Below are 18,068 nucleotides of genomic sequence, written 5' to 3'. Positions count from 1 at the left end.
CCCGGTCCTCCCACGCGGTCCTGACGGCCCGTCGGCCGGTACGGCGACGGGCCCGCCGCCGCGGGGCGGCTCGCCCGAGCGGCCGGAGGGGACGGACGTGAGGGCCGTCGTGGCGGAGGCCGGGCCTCGCGCCCGGGTCAGGAGCGCTCGCGTACGGCCGGGTTGTTCAGGCAGAGCGCGATGTTCCGGACCGCGGCGGTCAGTTCCTCGATCACCCGGGCCGCCTGCTCCGCGTTGTGGAAGGCCGGGCGTTCCGCCAGGGCCAGGCCCAGCTCCCGGGCGGACCGGAGCGCCGGCTCGACGTCCTCGGCGGAGGGCGCGGCCGGTGCGGCGGGGGCGGGCGCATCGGCCGTCGTGGGGGGCCTCGCCGCCACCGGGTCCGCCGCGGGCGCGCCGGAGGCCGCCGGCGCCGGCTGGTACGACGGCTCGGGTGCGGGCGGTGCCGGCGGGCCGGTCACCGGCGTCTCCCCGCGCCCCTCGGACCAGGTGTGGACGGTACCGAAGTCACCCGTCGTGGAGGTGCACTCCTCATCCGGCCAGGCCGACGCGGCCGGTACGGACGGCGAAGGCCGGGGGGCCTGTTCGAAGTGCGGGGACGCGTCCCGCGCCTGCCGCGTGCGGGGGAGCACGAAGTGCTCGAAACCCGGGAACGCGGGGGTGGCGGAGGGGGCGGAGGGGGTGGAGGCGGCGGGGGACGCGGGGTGGCGGGAGTGATACTCGGCCTGCCACTGCATGCGGTAGCAGTCGACCTGGTCGGCACAGGAGGTGCGGGCGTGGAAGACGGCCGTGTCCTTCCCCAGCTCCGGGTACCAGAGGTTGGGGCCCGGGAAGCGCACGGTCCGCACCCGCGGCTTGATCGGCTCGGCGCACCCCATGCAGCAGTTCTCCGGCACCATGAGCGGGATGCCGCCGTTCTGTTCCGGGGAGCGGGGCCCGCCTTCCCAGCGGTACTCCCCGTGGCGGCAGGGCGGCAGTTCGCCGCAGGCGCGGCAGACGGCGTAGTGCTCGGGGAGGATGTGCCAGTCGTGGCTGGCGGGTGCGCACCAGTGCTTCGGCGCGGAACGGGGCAGGTTCTCGTTGCGCAACGCCAGCACCACCGGGCGCTTGTAGAACTCGGCCCGTTCCGGGGCCGGTTTGACCGCCTGGTTGTTGGCCCGCCGCAGTTCGTTGGCGTGCCACCACAGTTCCACGTGGTCGCGCCACGCCTTCTCGTAGGAGTCCGGCCACCGGTCGCCCGGGTAGCCGTCGATCTCCAGAATTCGCCACGCCTGCCGGTCGAGTACCACGATGGAGCCCGCTCGCAGTCGCATGTGCGTCCCGTTGTCCCCCTCGTCCGGCCAGTCGTGCCGGCCGATACGGGTGGGCTGGTCTGGGAGCCACTCGCGCACCTGCATGACATGCTCCTCGGTAAGGGAACTTCCTAGTTTCAACTGGGGCAGTGAGTGACATTCTGAACAAAAAGGACGTTTAGGTTGGTTCAGACACGCTCACGTTGCTGATCGAAGGTGACCGGAAACGCCTCCCGCACCACCGTTCTTCCGCGCACACCGCTGCTGCCAGGCCTTTTGACGCCGGGTCCGCCGACGGTCCCGTCTGCCGCCGGTGCGAGGGCAGCGGCTTCGTACCCTGGGGACCGCATCCGACACTCACCCGTATGTGTGGTGATGCGTAGGTTACGGTCACTCCGTACGTGTACATCACCTTGCGTGCCGACCGTCGAACGTCCCCGGGCGGCACGCCGATGGACCCGGAAAGTGGTAAGGGAGCGAGCGGCTGCGGCCCTACCACGGACCACCACCCCTCACGGCCCGTGATCCGGGTACGCTGTAGCCGCTCCGTTCCTGATGGGCGGGGCGCAGGTGGGTTGCCCGAGCGGCCTAAGGGAACGGTCTTGAAAACCGTCGTGGCAGCGATGTCACCGTGGGTTCAAATCCCACACCCACCGCAGGTGCGCGGCCTCTGACCAGGTGAACCGGTCAGAGGCCGTTTTCATGCCAGGACTCCCGGGAAAACCGCGTTCCCCCTCGGCTCCCCGGCGCACCGGACCTTTAAGGGGCGCGCCGCCGACCGGCTCAGGGGCGCGCGCCGCCGACCCGGGCGTGTTCGGCGCCCCTTCCTGCGGCCGAGCGCACGCGGGCCGGTCGCGGAAGATCTTTTCGCCGGTCGCGGAGGCTTTCCTTCTCCCGGGCCGGGGAAACCAGGGAAGGTGGACGACCTCCGCCCTCTCAGTTTTCTCCTTGCACGCTCAGTCGCGCCGTTACGGCTTCCAGTCTTTCGAGCGCCTCCGAGAGGAACGCCGATCCGGGGACCTTGACGCCGTGCACCAGCTGGTTCCGAATCCGCCGCAGGTTGTCTATCTCTCGCCGTGTGACGTCGTCCAGGTAGGGAATCTTGCGGAGAAGCCGCGTCAGGGGGATCAGGGCGGCGTCTTCCGCCTCCATCGGCACGGCATCGCGGACGACTCCCTCGAACCTGGCCCACTCGATCATGAACCGTCCGATCATCTCGTGGTTGCGGGAGGCGCGGGCGGACCCGTGCGGCTCCTTCACTTCACCCATTCTCGTTCGGATGGAATCAAACACGGCGTACCGGGACGTGTCCGCGGCGATGACGGCGTCGATGACCTGCTCGGCCAGCGGGCGCTCCTCCAGATTCCCGTGAAGCGACTCCAGGAAGGGCTGCAACAGTGACGCCGTGTCGAACTTCAGCTCGACCAGGAAGCCGTACAGCAGATCGACGCGACCGAGCCCCGAGTCCTCGACCGGTTCTCCGAGGAGGCCGTTGGCCTGGCTGAGCAGGTGGGCGGCGAGCTCATAGTGGTTCAGGAAGGACCGGCCGGTGGTCGCGACCCTGCTCTCTCCCGCCTTCTGGAGCATTTCCAGGGCGAGTTCACCTGCGAGGACCAAGCCGTTCAGCTGGTCCAGGATCTGGAGCTCCTGGCTCGACAGGTCCCCTTCCAGGGGCTTGTAGATGAGATCGTGCTCGACCTCCGACCAGGCGTGCATGAGCACCGAGGCGACTTGGATCTCCACCCGTGCTTTCGTGTACCTCTGGTTGGCGTCGCTGAGTTCCTGCTCGGTCAGCTGAACCCTGTAGTGGACCGCCGAATACCCGGAGAACCGCTTGTCCTGGGACGGGTGGCTCGCCGCAGGGAACTCCCTTTTCGGTTCGAGCAGATGAAACAGCCGATGGACGATCTTGTCGACCTGTTCCTGTTCCCCGGGGAAGTAGAGGGCCACGCGGACCCCCGCCAGGTCGACTATGTCGTCGTAGATGTCCTGGATCTCGTTGTAGATCCCCTTGGTGGCGCGCTGGCGGCATTTGTCGGCGAGCCGGGAGATGTCCTTCGCGCGATGGGTGACGATGCACCGGATCCCCGACGTCCGGAGATCCCTCTCCAGGACCTGGGCCGCCAACTGTGCGGCTTGGTTATAAAAATCGTATTCCTTGATGTACCGGGACATGAAATCGTCGATAAGGCTCATTTCGTACCTGCCTGACCATGGGGGCCACCTGGTGTGCTCGCTCGCGGTGAAAACAGAATGCCTCAGCCCTTCCGGCAGGGTTCGCGGAACGGCGCATCCTGCGTGCACGGCAGGTGCGACCGCCGGGGAGCGGAGCCTGCGGAAGGGCTCGCGGAGCGAACGGCGGTACGGCACGCGGCTGGAGGGCGACCAGGTCGTTCCGGACGGGCCGGCCGTGGCCGCCTTCTTCGCGGGCCGGGGCCGCAGGGGCCGCCGGGCCGGTTCCGTCAGGCCGCCCCGTCCGTCTGTCCGTCCCGGCCCGAGGTCAGACGCGCCGCCGAGGCGATCGTGGCGCGGGCCTCGTGTTCCGGGAGGCCGGTGCGTACGGCGGCCGCGGTGAGGGCGTCCACCAGGGCGTCGCCGAAGCCGTGTTCGTAAGCGCGGCAGGCCGCCCAGAACAGGCGGGTGTTGCGCTGGCCCGCGTGGGCGGCCAGGACGAACTGGACCAGGCCCTCGCCCTGATGGCCCGGGGGGCGGGAGGCGCCGGGACCGGCGGAGGGGGCGGTCGTGCGCCGGGGCCGGGTGAGGAGGCGGAGCAGGGCGCGCGGGCAGGGCGCCGGGGTGAGATGGGCGGTGCCGGGGGCCAGGCGGTAGCGGCCGTGGGCCGTGACCGAGCCGGGGCCGACCAGGTAGCCGCCGCTGCCGCGGATGTCGATGCCCGGGGCGAGGCGGCCGGCGGAGTTGGGGACCGCCGCGTCGGCGGGGCCGGTCAGCCAGAGGTGGCGACCGCCGCTCGGGGTGAGGACGGTGACCGTCGGCGGGATGGTGAACAGGTGCTGGAGGGCCAGTTGCCGGAGCGAGCCGGCGGCGTCGCTGCCGTACGCGGGGTCGACGTCCAGGTCGATGCCGATGAGGCGGTGTGGAGCGCGGCCGCAGGCGATGCCGTAGCCGGTCGCCCGGGGCGCGGCGGCGAAGAGGGCCCGTACGGCCGCGGGGTCGGTGGTGGCGTCGTGCACCCCGTGCCCCGGCAGCCCGCACTCGCCCCGGCAGTGCGCCGGGCGCCGCTCGTCGCGGTGGGGGGAGCGCAGGGCGGGGACCTTGGCGGCGGAGAGGGGGAAGACGGGGAGGCCGCGCCCGGCGGCGGCGAGGGCGTGGGCGAGGGCCAGGGTGGGGGTCTGCCGGTCGGTGGCCATGGAGTTATTTTCGTACATGCGTTCGAGGAAGGGAAGGGGGCGGTGCCGGGGCCGGGAGGCGCACCCCTCCGGGGTGAACGGCATCGCGGAGGCCGCCCGGCAGATCCGGGGCGCCTCGGTGAACCGGGCGGCGGGAGCGGCGGGGGCCCTGGCCGCCGCGGGTGCGGGCGTACCGGCGGCGGGCCGGGAGCCCGGCGCGGACGGCCGCGCGGCGGCGTCCGTCCCCGGGGTGGACCCGGGGGCGGACCCTGAGGGCGGCGCGGAGCCTCGTCCACCTGGAGGAGGTGCGGGGCGCCCGCCCTCTACAACCTGAGGCGGACGACGCTTCGGGACCTGGGGGCGATCCCCCCGGCGGCCCCCGCTCCTAGCGTGGAGTACATGACCACGCCAGTCTGCACGGGCGCCTCCAGGGCGGCCTCTGCCACCGCCGCCCGCCACGCCCCCGCACCGTACGCGTCGTTCTCCTCGTACGTACGGGCCCGGGGGCCGGTCCTGCTGCGTACCGCGCGCTCGCTCACCGCGAACCCCTGCGACGCGGAGGACCTGCTGCAGACCGCCCTCGCCAAGACGTATGTGGCGTGGGAGCGGATCGAGGACCACCGGGCGCTGGACGGCTATGTCCGCCGGGCCCTGGTGAACACCCGCACCTCGCAGTGGCGCAAGCGCAAGATCGACGAGTTCGCCTGCGAGGAACTGCCCGAGCGGGAGGCCGTCCCGGCGCCCGACCCGGCGGAGCGGCAGTCGCTGCACGACGCGATGTGGCGGGCGGTGCTGAAACTCCCGGACCGCCAGCGCGCCATGGTCGTCCTGCGCTATTACGAGGACCTGAGCGAGGCGCAGACGGCGGAGGTGCTCGGCGTGTCGATCGGTACGGTTAAGAGCGCCGTCTCCCGCGCCCTCGGCAAGCTCCGCGAGGATCCGGAGTTGGCTCCGGTCCGCTGACCGCTGACCGCTGACCGCAGGCCGCAGGCCGCTGACCGCAGGCCGCTGACCGCAGGCCGCGGGCTGCTGGCTCCGGACCGCACCGGGGGCGGCATGCGCTCCCGGCCAGGAATTCTCTCCCGCGAGTAGTGACATACCGCGTGGTATGTGCGCAGAATCAGCGCAACCTTACTGCCGCGTAGCGCTCCCGGGAGGACGCCGTGCTGAGCACCATGCAGGACGTACCGCTGACTGTCACCCGCATCCTGCACCACGGGATGACGATCCATGGGAAGTCGCAGGTCACGACCTGGACCGGCGAACCCGAACCGCACCGCGCGACCTTCGCCGAGATCGGGGAGCGCGCCACCCGGCTGGCCAACGCCCTCCGCGACGAGCTGGGCGTCGACGGCGACCAGCGGGTGGCGACCCTCATGTGGAACAACTCCGTCCACGTCGAGGCCTACCTCGCCATCCCCTCCATGGGCGCCGTCCTGCACACCCTCAACCTCCGGCTGCCCGCCGAACAGCTCGCCTGGATCGTCAACCACGCGGACGACCGGGTCGTCATCGTCGACGGTTCGCTGCTGCCGCTCCTCGTGCCGCTGCTGCCGCACCTGCCGAGCATCGAGCACGTCGTCGTCTCCGGCCCCGGCGACCGCTCGGCCCTCGCCGGGGTCGCGCCGCGCGTGCACGAGTACGAGGAGCTGATCGCGGACCGCCCCACCACGTTCGACTGGCCGGAGCTGGACGAACGACAGGCGGCGGCCATGTGCTACACCTCCGGCACCACGGGCGACCCCAAGGGCGTCGTCTACTCGCACCGCTCCATCTACCTGCACTCGATGCAGGTCAACATGACCGAGTCGATGGGGCTCACCGACAAGGACACGACCCTCGTCGTGGTGCCGCAGTTCCACGTGAACGCGTGGGGCCTGCCGCACGCCACGTTCATGAGCGGCGTCAACATGCTCATGCCGGACCGCTTCCTCCAGCCCGCCCCGCTCGCCGACATGATCGAGCGCGAGCGCCCGACGCACGCCGCCGCGGTCCCCACCATCTGGCAGGGCCTCCTCGCCGAGGTCACCGCCAACCCGCGCGACCTCACCTCCATGGCCAACGTGACCATCGGCGGCGCGGCCTGTCCGCCCTCGCTGATGGAGGCGTACGACAAGCTGGGCGTCCGCCTCTGCCACGCCTGGGGGATGACGGAGACCTCGCCGCTCGGCACCATGGCCCACCCGCCCGCCGGGCTGAGCGAGGAGGAGCAGTGGCCCTACCGGGTCACCCAGGGCCGCTTCCCCGCCGGCGTCGAGGCGCGGCTGGTCGGCCCGGCCGGCGAACACCTGCCGTGGGACGGCGCGTCGGCCGGTGAGCTGGAGGTCCGGGGCCCCTGGATCGCCGCCGCCTACTACGGCGGGGCGGACGGCGAGCACCTGCGGCCCGAGGACAAGTTCAGCGAGGACGGATGGCTGAAGACCGGCGACGTCGGAGTGATCAGCGCCGACGGCTACCTCACCCTCACCGACCGGGCCAAGGACGTCATCAAGTCGGGCGGCGAATGGATCTCCAGCGTCGAACTGGAGAACGCGCTGATGGCCCACCCGGAGGTCGCGGAGGCGGCCGTCGTCGCCGTACCGGACGAGAAGTGGGGTGAACGGCCCCTGGCGACCGTCGTTCTCAAGGAGGGCGCCGCCGACGTCGACTACGAGGCGCTGAAGGCGTTCCTCGCCGAACAGGGCATCGCCAAGTGGCAGCTTCCCGAGCGCTGGTCGGTGATCCCCGCCGTGCCGAAGACGAGCGTCGGCAAGTTCGACAAGAAGGTGATCCGCAAGCAGTACGCGGAGGGCGAGCTGGACGTCACCCGGCTCTGAGCCCGTCGAGCCGTATGTTTCACGTGAAACAGGGCGGGGGCGGTACGGGATCCCCGTACCGCCCCCGCCCTGCCGTGGGCACGGCCCGCGCGGTCAGTTGGTGCCGATTTTCGCCAGCAGGTCGACGATCCGCGACTGGACCTCGTCACTGGTGGACCGCTCCGCGAGGAAGAGAACGGTTTCCCCCGACGCGAGCCGCGACAGCTCCGCCGGATCCATCCCGGCCGAGGTGTAGACGACCAGCGGAGTGCGGTTCAACTGTCCGTTGGCCCGCAGCCAGTCGATGATCCCGGCGCGCCGACGACGTACCTGCATCAGGTCCATCACCACGAGGTTCGGCCGCATCCGGCCCGCCAGCTCGACGGCCTCGCTGTCCGTCGCCGCACGGGCCACCTGCATCCCCCGCCGCTCCAGGGTCAGCGTCAGGGCCGCCGCGATCTCCTCGTGCTCCTCGATCAGGAGGACGCGCGGGGGGTGCTGTTCGCTGTCGCGCGGAGCCAGCGCCTTGAGGAGGACGGCCGGGTCGGCCCCGTACGCCGCTTCCCGGGACGCCTGGCCGAGACCGGCGGTGACCAGCACGGGGACCTCGGCCGCCACGGCCGCCTGGCGCAGCGACTGCAAGGCGGTACGGGTGATGGGGCCGGTCAGCGGGTCGACGAAGAGCGCGGCGGGGAACGCGGCGATCTGGGCGTCGACCTCCTCACGGGAGTTGACGATCACCGGACGGTAGCCGCGGTCGCTGAGCGCCTGCTGCGTCGGTACGTCGGGGGCGGGCCAGACCAGCAGCCGACGCGGGTTGTCCAGCGGCTCGGGCGGCAACTCGTCGTCCATCGGCCGCGGGTGCGGCCGGTTGGCCACCTCGACCGCGCCTCCGGGCCCGTCCAGCGGCTCGGGCCCCTCGGCCCCCTCGTCGGGCGCCCCTATGGCGTACGCGCGCCCCTCCGCGACGGGGGCCGCGATGAGCTGCCCTTCGCCGTAGGCGACACCGGCGCCGGTCCCCGGGCCGGGCTGGTCCTCGCCCGGCCCCGGCCGGGAGGGCTGGTCCGACGTGTCCGGCTGAGCGGCCCCCCGGGCCGGGCCGGGCTGGGAGCCGGGCACGGAAACGCCGCTCGGCCCATCCTGCGGGGGGCGGGGCTGCTGCGGCGGGATCGGCTGGGACGGGTTCGGCTGGGACGGGGCGTGCTGACCTCCGGCGGGCCGGGCCGGGGCCCGGTCGCCCTCCGGCGGGGCGGCGAGCTTGCGCCGCCGGCCGGCCCCGCCGACACCCTGGTACGGCTGGTTCTGCTGGTGCGCGAGGTGCTGGGAGAACGGCACGCCCTGTCCCAGCGTCCGCACGCTGAAGGCCCGTCCCTGCGTCGAATCGGGGTGGACGCCCTCCGGCATCGGCTCCTCGGCCGGCAGCGGCTGCCGCCGCACGTCCGCGGCCGGAGCGCCCGCCTCGCCGTCGCCCGGGTGCGCTGCCGGTCCGGCAACGGACGCCGTGCCGGTGGCGTGCGTGGTCGGGCTCGCCCCGGCGCCGGGCCCGTGCACGGCCGGGCCCGCCCCGGTGCCGGGCCCTGCGACGGAGGCGGTGCCGGTGGCGTGTGCGGTCGGGCCCTCGCCGGTACCGGTGCCGGAAGGGACGTCCTGTCCCGCCCCACCCCACGGCGCGGGGCCCGGGGCCTGCGGCGGTACACCGGTGCCGGGACGGTCCGGGGCGGGCGCCGCCCCGGGGGGCCGGGGTGCCGCGGGCACGCTCCGGTCGGCGGAACCGGGCCCGGCGGTCCCGGGGGCGGGGGTTCCCTGGGCCGGGGGTCCGTCCGCCTGCGGGCCGACGTGCGGCGGGGCGACGGGGTGCGCCTGGGGAGGGGTGTGACCGGCCTCCGGTGCGGTACGCGCGTGGTGCGCGCTCGCCCCCGGGGCGGGGGCCGCCGGGGCTTCGGGCGCGATCGGGGCCCGGTCGGCGTCGGCCGGGGGCAGTGCGAAGGCGGTCCGCGGGCCGGCCTCGGCGGCCGTGCGTTCCTGTGCGGCGGCCAGCGCACGCCGGGCCTGCCGGCCGCCGGGCCGACGGTCGGACGGAGACGGTTCCGGGCCGGGCCCGCCCTCGGGGACGCCGCCGTTGCCGGACGCGAGGGCGGGGAGGGCGAGGTTCTCGCCCTCCCGGCGGCCCCGCCGACCGGCGGGCGGAGCGGGCTGCTGCGGGTCCACCGGCACCCCGTGCGGCGGAACGGGCTGCTGGGGGCCCACCGACACCCCCTGGGGCGGAACGGTCTGTCCGAGCTGGGGACGACCACCCCCCTGGGCGTTCTCGGCGGCGGTGACGACCGCCCCCTCGGACGGCCCGGAAGACGCTGCGGGGGCCAGGGCCAGCGCGCTCCGCTGCGGCCGGGTCTCCCGCTGCTCCCGCGCGGCGGCTTCTCCCGGAGCGGCGCCGGGAGCCGTGCCCGGAGCCGCCTCGGCCGGGCTGGGACGGCCGCGCCGACGTCCGGACCCCTCGCCCTGCTGGGCCGGGATCAGCTCGGCGGCCTGCTCCTCGGGCGCGGCCGGACCCCGGCGGGCCCGCCGCCGCCCGGTCGGCGCGGCGTCCGGGCGGTCGTCGGGGGCGGGAGGCGCGGCACCGGTCGCCTGGTCCCCGGCATCCTCCGGCGTACCGCCGGAGCCGTCCAGGAACGCGTCGGTGGAGGACCGGCGCGCCCGGCGACGGCCGCCGCTGGTGACGCCGGGGGCGCCGAGGCCCTCGGGTGAGGAGGAGGTCGTCGGGGCGGGCTGCGGAGCCGGACCGGCCCCGTCCGCCTCCGGGGGCGCGATGGTGCCGGACGCGGCGCCGATGGGCACGTCGAGGACGTACGCACTGCCGCTCATCCCCGGCATCTCGTGCGTCTGGAGCACCCCGCCGTGCGCCCGGACGATGCCGCGCACGATCGGCTCGTGCACCGGGTCGCCCCCGGCGTGGGGCCCGCGCACCTCGATCCGTACGACGTCCCCGCGCTGGGCGGCGGCCACGACGACCGTGGAGTCGACATAACCGCCCCCGGGGACGGCCCGCGCCTTTCCGGTCGAGTCGACCCCGCAGACGTCCGCGACGAGATGGGCGATGGCGGTGGCCAGCTGACGCGCGTCGACCTCCGCCTCGATCGGCGGGGTGTGAACGGCGAACTGGGCGCGACCGGGACCGATCAGCTCGACCGCCCCGTCGATCCCGCCCTTCACGATCCCCTCGACTAGGGCGGGGGCCTTGTGCAGCCCCTCCAGGCCCGCGTCCAGGCGCTGGAAGCCCAGGACGTTGTCGACGAGCGTGGTCATCCGGGCGTACCCGGCGGCGAGGTGGTGCAGGATCTGGTTGGCCTCGGGCCACAACTGTCCGGCCGGGTCGGAGGCGAGCGTGGACAGTTCGCCCCGCAGCTCCTCCAGGGGCCCGCGCAGCGAACCGCCGAGGACGGCGGTGAGCTGGGCGTGCTGGGCGCCCAGGGAGGCGAGCAGGTCGGCCTGGCCCTCGATCTCGGCGGCGTACCGTTCGCTGCGGTCGGCGAGCTCGGCGGTGTGGGCTTCCTTCAGCGCCTCGATCTCGGCGGCGTGCGCCTCCTTGAGCGCGGTGACCTCGTCGGCGTGGCTCGTGGTCAGCTCGGCGACGACGCTCGTGTGCTGCGCGGACAACTCCTCGTACGGGCGGCGGTCGGTGAACGTCATCACCGCGCCGACGAGCTGGTCCCCGTCCCGTACCGGGGCGGTCGTCAGGTCCACCGGCACCTGCGCGCCGCTCTTGGACCACAGCACCTGCCCGCGCACCCGGTGCTTGCGCCCCGACCTGAGGGTGTCGGCGAGCGGGGAGTCCTCGTACGGGAACGGCTCGCCCTCCGCCCGCGAGTGCAGGACCAGCGGGTGCAGCTCCTGGCCTCCGAGGTCGCTGGCCCGGAAGCCGAGGATCTGCGCGGCGGCGGGGTTGACCAGGACGACGCGCCCGTCGGTGTCCGTGCCGACGACGCCCTCGGAGGCGGCCCGCAGGATCATCTCGGTCTGCCGCTGGGAACGGGCCAGCTCCGCCTCGGTGTCGACGGTGCCGGAGAGGTCCCGTACGACGATCATGAGGAGCTCGTCGCCGGTGTAGCTGGAGTGGATCTCGTTGTACGCGGCCTGGCGGCTGTCGAGGCTCGCGCTGGTGACCTCGACCGGGTACTCGCGGCGGTCCGTGCGCCGCGCGATCATCCGGGTCGGCTTGGTCCTGCCCTGCTCGTCCGTGGTCTCGGGCCGGCGCATCGAACCCGGGATCAGCCGGGAGTCGAACTCCGGCAGCAGGTCGAGCAGTCCGCGACCGACGAGCGCGGTGCCCGGGGACTCGAACATGTCGATGGCGATGGCGTTGGCGTTGACGACGGTGCCGTTGCAGTTGACGAGCAGCAGCCCGTCGGGGAGGGCATCGAGTATGGCTGCGAGGCGAGCAGTGCCTCGGGACGGCCTGCTGCTCACGACGACGCTTCCTCCCTGATTACCGCACCTTGCCGACAGCGGGCCCCATCTTGCCCCTCGGACCGCGGGCTGTCACTGGAGGAGTCTAAGGCCAGGGGGAGCCCCCGGGACGGCGGATGAGGGGGAGCTCTCACCAAGGTTCTGTGCGCGCCGGGTACGCCGAGGGCCCCTGGAGCGAGTGTCCGCGCACCTGATGACGTGCGCGGACGCGCGGCGCGACCCCCGTCTTCCGGGGGGCGCGCGGTATGTGCCGGAGCGCCCCGGGCGCCGTCGGGAGCGCGCGTCTTCACTCCGGGACCGCCCGGGTGCCCGGCCCGGTTCAGCGAACGTCGGGGAGCACGGGGACGAGGCTGTTCCAGCGGGCGATCTCGCAACCGTCGCGGCGGCTCGCGGTGGTGTCCACGGCCCGGCCCTCCCAGGTGCCCACGATGCGGGCGAAGGCGTCGCCGCCGTGGATCATCGTGCACATCGTGCCCTCGGGGGTCTCCCGGAACAGCTCCTGCCGTCCCGACCGGGTGGCCCCGGCCTCCGCCAGGCGGTCACAGGCGGCCTGGCCCTCCGGGTGGGTGCCCCCGGTGGGGCCGCACTCCAGCTCGAACGTCCCGTCGGCCCCGGGGACACCGGTGTTCTCCACGCTCACGGTGAGCCGGGTCCGCGTCTCGTCCACCTCGCCGGGCTCCTCCCCCGCCCCGTCGACCGGGAACCCCGGGAGCGGGAGCGGCATGGGCAGCGGCCCCAGGGCGGGCCGGGGGGCGGCGAACGGGCCGGAGGTGGGCACGGCGGCGGGCGCCGGCCCCGAGGACGCGGGTCCGGAGGCGGTGGACGCCGGCACGGCGGTGGCGAGCGCGGCGAGCGAGACGACGGCGGTGAGGACGAGACGGCGCACCATGGGAAGCTCCAGGTTCTCTGCGGCGAGGTCGGCCGCGGGCGACGGTCACGGACGATCACGGACCCGCCCGGCCACCCCGGCTGACGGAAGACGACGGACGACGGGCGGACGACGGCGACTCGCGGAGCCGGCGACGACTCACGGAGGCGACGGCGGACGGAGACCCGGGCCCCGCCCCCCCTCTCTAACGCGCGCCGCGCCAGGACGTTGCGCCACCACGCCGAACTGCTTTGCCCCGGCCCCCCGAGGACTAGTAACGTGGGCCGCGATTGGTGGCACGGCGTTCGACTGTGTCATCATCTGCACGCACCACTCGCGTCCGCGCGAGGTGTGTGGAGGAGGCGTCGCCTAGTCCGGTCTATGGCGCCGCACTGCTAATGCGGTTTGGGTCTTAAAGCCCATCGAGGGTTCAAATCCCTCCGCCTCCGCTCCACCCCGAAGCCCCGTGCCCCTGGCACGGGGCTTCGGCCGTTCCGGGCGCGGGGGTCGTCGCGGGGAGGCGGCCGGGCCGGGACGGGTCGAGGAGGTCCGGAGAGGCCGGGGCGGGGCGGGGGGAACATGGCCGAGATGAGCCCAGAGACACTGTTTCCGCAGGTCAGGCGCGGTGGGGCTAATGGATTTCGCGTCACGGCGCAGGTCATGTAATGTTGTTCTCGCAACGCCGACCGGGGAGAAAAAAGCCCGGAACGCCAAGCACTCGTAGCTTAACGGATAGAGCATCTGACTACGGATCAGAAGGTTGCAGGTTCGAATCCTGCCGAGTGCACAGCAGGCCGGAGGCCCCCAGGAGAGATCCTGGGGGCCTCTCGCGTTGCCTGTGCAGCAGCGAATTACAGCAACCGCGTCAGCCCCGTGGCGGTCATCGCGTGCGCCCTTCTCCCTCTCTGCCCATGTACTGGGCGGCTGAAGTCGGAGGAGACCGGCCCTCCGATCGGTGCAGCCGCTCGGAAGGGCCGGTCGGGAGGAAGTGGCGGTCGGCACCATGGGGCCGGCCCCATGGTGCCGCGGTCGGCCACGGGACGCGTCCGAAGTCTGGACCTCGGGTCCGGGCAGGACAGCGAAGTGTTGGGGCATCAGTTGGGGCGATCGACGGCCTCGGGGCGTATGTCCGTGGGCCGGGTGGGGGCGTACGGCATGGCGTGGACCGGGGCATACCCGGCGGCGAGCTTGGCGGCCCGAGCGGCGGCCTCGTCCACGAGGCTGTCGGGAAGCCCGGGGGCGAAAACCTTGTCGGTGCCGCGTCCGTGCCGGGTCAGGGTGGGGACGAGGGCGGGCTCGGAGCGGTGGGCCCCGTCTTCACCGAGGGCCGCCTCCCGTCGCCAGATCAACGGTCACAGGCTTATTGGTCGCCGAAAGATTCAGAACGAGCTGCGTCAGTGAATCCACCGGGAGAACCACGCCTCCGCTGGGGTCGGCACGCTTGGCCAGTGATTCATAAGCCCGCGGTGGGATGACGAGCCGATCCTGCCGAATATCGTTGACGCCCCCGAAGCCGAGCCGAATCGCGCGGGCGTTCCCGTACCCCCTCGCAGGCGGCCGAGGCCGGCGGAGCGTGGGGAACAGGGCTGCGTAGAATTCTGTGAACCTACGCACGTGGTGCTGCCCGGCGGACGTCAGCTGTATGCCGAGCAATCCTCGGAAGTCCTTGCGGCGGATCAGGAAGGGGGAGAGAGAGGCCGCTGCTGCGGCATCAGGGAGAACCGCAGTAAGGACCCAGGGTCCATCCGGACCTGCCGCTTCCGACTCCGAGAGATCGATCAGTGCCTGCCACCCGTCCGAGGATTGGGCGCTGCGATGAAAACGTTCCATGTTCTCAGGAATTATCCCGAGCTCGCCATGGAAAATGTCGTTCCATGTGTCAACGGCGGCGAGCGCCCGATTCTGTCGGGCCGGATCGAGATCGTACTGGGCGACCACCTGTTCTCTGTACAGTCGCAGCAGTTTGTGGCGCAGGTCTTCGAGCGAGTGGGAAAGTATCCGCCGTATTCGTTGCGGAGGCCGCCCGTAGAGAGAAGAGATCTCTGCTATTTCTTCATCGGCGGTCGAAGGGCCGACCCAGGGGCCCGGCGGGTAGACGTACTTCTCTGCGAGGTTCCATATGAGCAGACCGCACCGGCGTCGGCGGAACTTCACCTGCGGAATATTGTTCATGGCTTTGTCCAGGTCGGAATGCGATATCCGGATCGCGGAAGCGACATCGTCAAGGAAGCGGGGGCGTCTTGCCGGCACGATCCCTTGGACCTCGAAGCGGCGGTACGACTTCGGTGAAACCCCGAGAGCGTCGAGGACGTCCCGCGCCCGCAGCCCGCTTGCCCTGCGGATGTCGGCCACGTCCCATGCCTCGCGCCCTCCCTCCAGCATCAGTTGCTCAGGGAGGACGCCCAGCGCTTTCGCGAGCGCGCGGACGCGCTTCGGGTCAGGGACGTGGCGGCCGTGTTCGTAGGCCAGAACCTGGGATTTGCTCGCCCCGATCATGGCACCGAGTGCCTCCGCGCTGAGCGGGCGGAGCCTCCCCGCCGCGTCCGTGTAGGCGGACCGAAGTTTTCGAAGAGCGTCGGGGTCGAAGCGGGTCTGTCCTCTGGTCATGCCTCTCTACCCTCCCGAGCCTCTGGAAGAGGGACCGATTTAGGGGGACGTACACTGGGAACGCGAAGAGCTTCTCTTGGGTGGACACGAAGCCCTGACCTGGGCATCATTGCAAAGCAGTGGCCCGCCTACTGGATGTTGGCAGGGAAGTGCGCGACTTTGTACTGCGCGGCGAACACCCTTGTACGCGAGTCACGAGTGTTCGTGCAACGAAGAGTGGCCCCGTACCCCTTGGCTAGCTAAACCATGAACGGGGTACGAGGCCGGCGAAAGGAGCTTCGGCTCCGCAGGGCCCCCTGTTGCCGCAGGGGGTCTTCGTCGTTACAGGTCCTGAAGCAGGCGACGCATGAGCTCGGCGAGCCCCTGCAGTGTCAGCCAACCAAGGGCCCGCTTGGCGAACTTGCGGATCCGGTTCTCCCCGCCCTTGGGCGGGGTAGCTTCCATACGCGACACCTCCCTCCTCGGAGCGGTCGGCTCCGATCGGAAGCGCCGACCGAGACCACTCGAATGGAGGTGCTGACCATGAACTCTACCGGTTCGTCAGAGGCACGGGTGGTCGGATCCCGAGCCCATTCGTCAACCACCTTGATCAAAGTAGTAAGTGAGTGAAAGTCATAAAGTGGAGGCGCTTCCTCCGCATTTCCCTTACCGTTCGGTAGCTCTAGCGAGGTTGTCTAGACCTCGAATGGGTCTGCGTGATGGACGGATACGTAACCGCTGTTCAGAAGGGTCTTCAGCAAAGAGCCGGTAGGCGCTGCGCGATGTGTCGTCCATGGGGGCGCGGCAGCCCTTCGGGCGGTGCCCGGGGGTCTGGGCGGCACGGCTCGCCCTGGGGTGCGCCTCACGGAGGGTTAAGTGATGCGCGCCACATGGATGGAGTCGATGGCGTTGGTGGATCGAATCAGGTGTTTCCGGGGCCTTGGGACGACCGGGCTCCTGCCGGTGCACGAGGGGCGCCTCCTCCGGGGACACGTTCCCCGATCGAAGGATGGCGGCACTCCATGTCACGGGAGTGGGCATCCTGGGGTGGTTGCGTTGACCTACGGTGACGTCGACCGTCAGCCTCAACTCCCTTGAACGACAGCAGAGATCCACAATCTTCGGGCAGCCGGCTACCGCCGTGCGGTGAGGGCGGGAAACGGCTGCACCGCTCAGGAAGGGCCCCGGGGAAAATCCGGAGGCCCTTCGCGTCGGCTGGTGCAGCAGTTCGCTCGTGCAGCGTCGAGGCCGGTGGCCGGAGCCGTTCTCAGAGCTCCGGCGCAGGACGGGCCGGTCCTGGAGCTCTACGGACCGGGTGGTCCTCAGACGCTCGTCGCGGCCCTCGGTGCCGGGGCCGGCGTCACCCGGCGGCGGGTCGGGAGGTTCAGCGTGGGGTGGGCCACGGACCAGGCCGCTCCCTTGCAGACCGCCTCCTTGTAGAGCGCGGCCAGACGGCCCGTCAGGGTGGCGTTGACCGAGCGGTCGTCGGCGGTGACGTACTGGATCAGCCCCTCCCCGCGGCCCAGGGAGACGCACTGGTTGAAGTAGCGCGGGACCGTGGTCGGGAGCTTGGCGCCGGTGAGGCGGGCGGCGATGGCGTCGGCGGCCTGCCAGGCGGTGGGGACGCCCGAGGCGCACGACATGCGCAGCGGGGCGCCGCCGGGGCCGGCCGCGCGGGCCGCGTCGCCGATGGCGTACACGTCCGGGTGCGAGGTCGAGCGCATCGTGGCATCGACCGTGATCTGCCCGTCCTCGGCCGTCTCCAGCGCCGCGGCCCGGGCGATCGGGTGGACCGCGAAGCCCGTCGTCCAGAGGGTGGCCGCGGCCGGGACGTCGCCTCCGGTGGTGGAGACCCGGTCGGCGTGCACGGCGGTGGCCTCCGTGTTCTCGTGCACGGTGATCCGCAGGCCGGCGAAGACCTTCCGCAGGTGGCGGGCGCCCTTGGGGGAGAGCCAGTCGCCCAGCGAGCCGCGGGCGATCAGCGACACGTCGAGGTCCGGGCGGGCCTCGGCCAGTTCCGTCGCGGCCTCCACACCGGTCAGGCCGCCGCCGACGACCGTGACGGGGCTGCCGGGGTCGAGGGCCGCCAGGCGGTCGCGCAGGCGCAGAGCTCCGGGGCGGTCGGCGATGTCGTGGGCGTGTTCGCTCACGCCGGGGACGGCGTGGGTGTTCCAGGCGCTGCCCAGGGCGTAGACCAGGGTGTCGTACGGCACGGTCCGCGAACCGTCCGCTTCGCGTGGGGCGCCCGTGACCGCGCCGGCTCCGGTGGCCGGGCCGGAGGCGGGGCCGGTCGCCGCCGTCACCGTTCGTGCGTCCACGTCGATCGCCGTGACCCGCCCCGACCGCAGCTCCACCCCCGTGCCCGCGAACATCTCGCTGAGCGGGCGGGGGCGCAGGGGCCGGCCCACCGCGAGCTGGTGCATGCGGACGCGCTCGACGAAGTCCGGTTCGGCGTTGACGAGGGTGATGGAGACGTCTTCGGGGTGCAGGCGGGCGGCGAGGCGCCCGGCTGCGCTCGCTCCGGTGTACCCGGCTCCGACGACGACGATGCGGTGCTGGTGGGCGGTGTGACGCGTGTGCTGCTGCATGTCCTGCCACTCCTGTCTCGCGCGGTTTCCCCCCTTGAACCGGGCAGCCCCGCGTTTCCTGACAGGCGGACCGGGTGACGTGGGCCACTCGCGTCAGCCGATGCGGAGCACCGGCTCCCCGTGGTCCGCCG

Annotated in this window: 10 protein-coding genes and 3 tRNA genes; 5 read left to right on the top strand and 8 right to left on the bottom strand. The window is 72.2% G+C overall.

Translation table 11 applies throughout. The features are described from left to right. Positions 1–137: 137 nt before the first annotated feature. Positions 138–1,394: a hypothetical protein gene (locus AMK24_RS12435; protein WP_073768064.1), complete on the bottom strand. Its 1,257-nt coding sequence runs from the start codon at positions 1,392–1,394 to the stop codon at positions 138–140. A 464-nt stretch (positions 1,395–1,858) separates the two neighbouring features. On the opposite strand from AMK24_RS12435, the gene AMK24_RS12430 reads away from it, so the two are divergent. Beyond that, positions 1,859–1,945, top strand: a tRNA-Ser gene (locus AMK24_RS12430). Between the two features lie 280 nt (positions 1,946–2,225). On the opposite strand, the gene AMK24_RS12425 is transcribed toward AMK24_RS12430, so the two are convergent. Together AMK24_RS12425 and AMK24_RS12420 are read right to left on the bottom strand one after the other, a co-directional pair. Further along, positions 2,226–3,485 carry a GTP pyrophosphokinase gene (locus AMK24_RS12425; protein WP_073768062.1) on the bottom strand — a complete coding sequence of 420 codons (1,260 nt, stop codon included), beginning with the start codon at positions 3,483–3,485 and terminating at the stop codon, positions 2,226–2,228. Between the two features lie 266 nt (positions 3,486–3,751). After that, positions 3,752–4,657: a bifunctional DNA primase/polymerase gene (locus AMK24_RS12420; RefSeq protein WP_073768060.1), complete on the bottom strand. Its 906-nt coding sequence runs from the start codon at positions 4,655–4,657 to the stop codon at positions 3,752–3,754. Between the two features lie 378 nt (positions 4,658–5,035). Here AMK24_RS12420 and AMK24_RS12415 point away from each other — a divergent pair, with 378 nt between their 5' ends. Both AMK24_RS12415 and AMK24_RS12410 read left to right on the top strand, forming a co-directional pair. Beyond that, positions 5,036–5,599 (top strand): SigE family RNA polymerase sigma factor, encoded by a 564-nt coding sequence (locus AMK24_RS12415; RefSeq protein ID WP_073768058.1) that lies wholly within the window; start codon positions 5,036–5,038, stop codon positions 5,597–5,599. A 200-nt stretch (positions 5,600–5,799) separates the two neighbouring features. Next, on the top strand, positions 5,800–7,452 hold the full coding sequence (locus AMK24_RS12410; protein ID WP_073768056.1) for a long-chain fatty acid--CoA ligase: 1,653 nt from the start codon (positions 5,800–5,802) through the stop codon (positions 7,450–7,452). A gap of 93 nt (positions 7,453–7,545) precedes the next feature. On the opposite strand, the gene AMK24_RS12405 is transcribed toward AMK24_RS12410, so the two are convergent. Both AMK24_RS12405 and AMK24_RS12400 read right to left on the bottom strand, forming a co-directional pair. Then, positions 7,546–11,895 (bottom strand): hybrid sensor histidine kinase/response regulator, encoded by a 4,350-nt coding sequence (locus tag AMK24_RS12405; protein WP_073768054.1) that lies wholly within the window; start codon positions 11,893–11,895, stop codon positions 7,546–7,548. 319 nt (positions 11,896–12,214) lie between these two features. Continuing rightward, positions 12,215–12,784 (bottom strand): SSI family serine proteinase inhibitor, encoded by a 570-nt coding sequence (locus AMK24_RS12400; protein WP_073768052.1) that lies wholly within the window; start codon positions 12,782–12,784, stop codon positions 12,215–12,217. 337 nt (positions 12,785–13,121) lie between these two features. Here AMK24_RS12400 and AMK24_RS12395 point away from each other — a divergent pair. Together AMK24_RS12395 and AMK24_RS12390 are read left to right on the top strand one after the other, a co-directional pair. Further along, positions 13,122–13,212, top strand: a tRNA-Ser gene (locus tag AMK24_RS12395). Between the two features lie 265 nt (positions 13,213–13,477). After that, positions 13,478–13,550: transfer RNA gene (locus AMK24_RS12390), tRNA-Arg, on the top strand. 307 nt (positions 13,551–13,857) lie between these two features. On the opposite strand, the gene AMK24_RS12385 is transcribed toward AMK24_RS12390, so the two are convergent. The 3 genes from AMK24_RS12385 to AMK24_RS12375 form a co-directional block, all read right to left on the bottom strand. Continuing rightward, positions 13,858–14,112: a hypothetical protein gene (locus tag AMK24_RS12385; protein ID WP_073768050.1), complete on the bottom strand. Its 255-nt coding sequence runs from the start codon at positions 14,110–14,112 to the stop codon at positions 13,858–13,860. Next, positions 14,081–15,370, bottom strand: a complete 1,290-nt coding sequence (locus tag AMK24_RS12380) for a helix-turn-helix domain-containing protein (protein ID WP_073768048.1) — start codon at positions 15,368–15,370, stop codon at positions 14,081–14,083. The genes AMK24_RS12385 and AMK24_RS12380 overlap by 32 nt, the downstream gene beginning before the upstream one ends. A gap of 1,301 nt (positions 15,371–16,671) precedes the next feature. After that, positions 16,672–17,937, bottom strand: coding sequence for an NAD(P)/FAD-dependent oxidoreductase (locus AMK24_RS12375; RefSeq protein WP_073768046.1), 1,266 nt, complete (start codon positions 17,935–17,937; stop codon positions 16,672–16,674). Positions 17,938–18,068: the final 131 nt, after the last annotated feature.

Source organism: Streptomyces sp. CB02366, assembly GCF_001905905.1.
Lineage (GTDB): Bacteria > Actinomycetota > Actinomycetes > Streptomycetales > Streptomycetaceae > Streptomyces.
Note: the sequence above shows the minus strand (reverse complement) of the source record. Positions and strands in the feature narration are given on the sequence as shown.

Excerpts from the sequence above, each read along its gene's own strand:
- AMK24_RS12435 (WP_073768064.1), bottom strand. The coding sequence starts at position 1,394 with ATGCAGGTGCGCGAGTGGCTCCCAGACCAGCCCACCCGTATCGGCCGG.
- AMK24_RS12420 (WP_073768060.1), bottom strand. The coding sequence starts at position 4,657 with ATGGCCACCGACCGGCAGACCCCCACCCTGGCCCTCGCCCACGCCCTC.
- AMK24_RS12400 (WP_073768052.1), bottom strand. The coding sequence starts at position 12,784 with ATGGTGCGCCGTCTCGTCCTCACCGCCGTCGTCTCGCTCGCCGCGCTC.
- AMK24_RS12415 (WP_073768058.1), top strand. The coding sequence starts at position 5,036 with ATGACCACGCCAGTCTGCACGGGCGCCTCCAGGGCGGCCTCTGCCACC.
- AMK24_RS12380 (WP_073768048.1), bottom strand. The coding sequence starts at position 15,370 with ATGACCAGAGGACAGACCCGCTTCGACCCCGACGCTCTTCGAAAACTT.
- AMK24_RS12375 (WP_073768046.1), bottom strand. The coding sequence starts at position 17,937 with ATGCAGCAGCACACGCGTCACACCGCCCACCAGCACCGCATCGTCGTC.
- AMK24_RS12425 (WP_073768062.1), bottom strand. The coding sequence starts at position 3,485 with ATGAGCCTTATCGACGATTTCATGTCCCGGTACATCAAGGAATACGAT.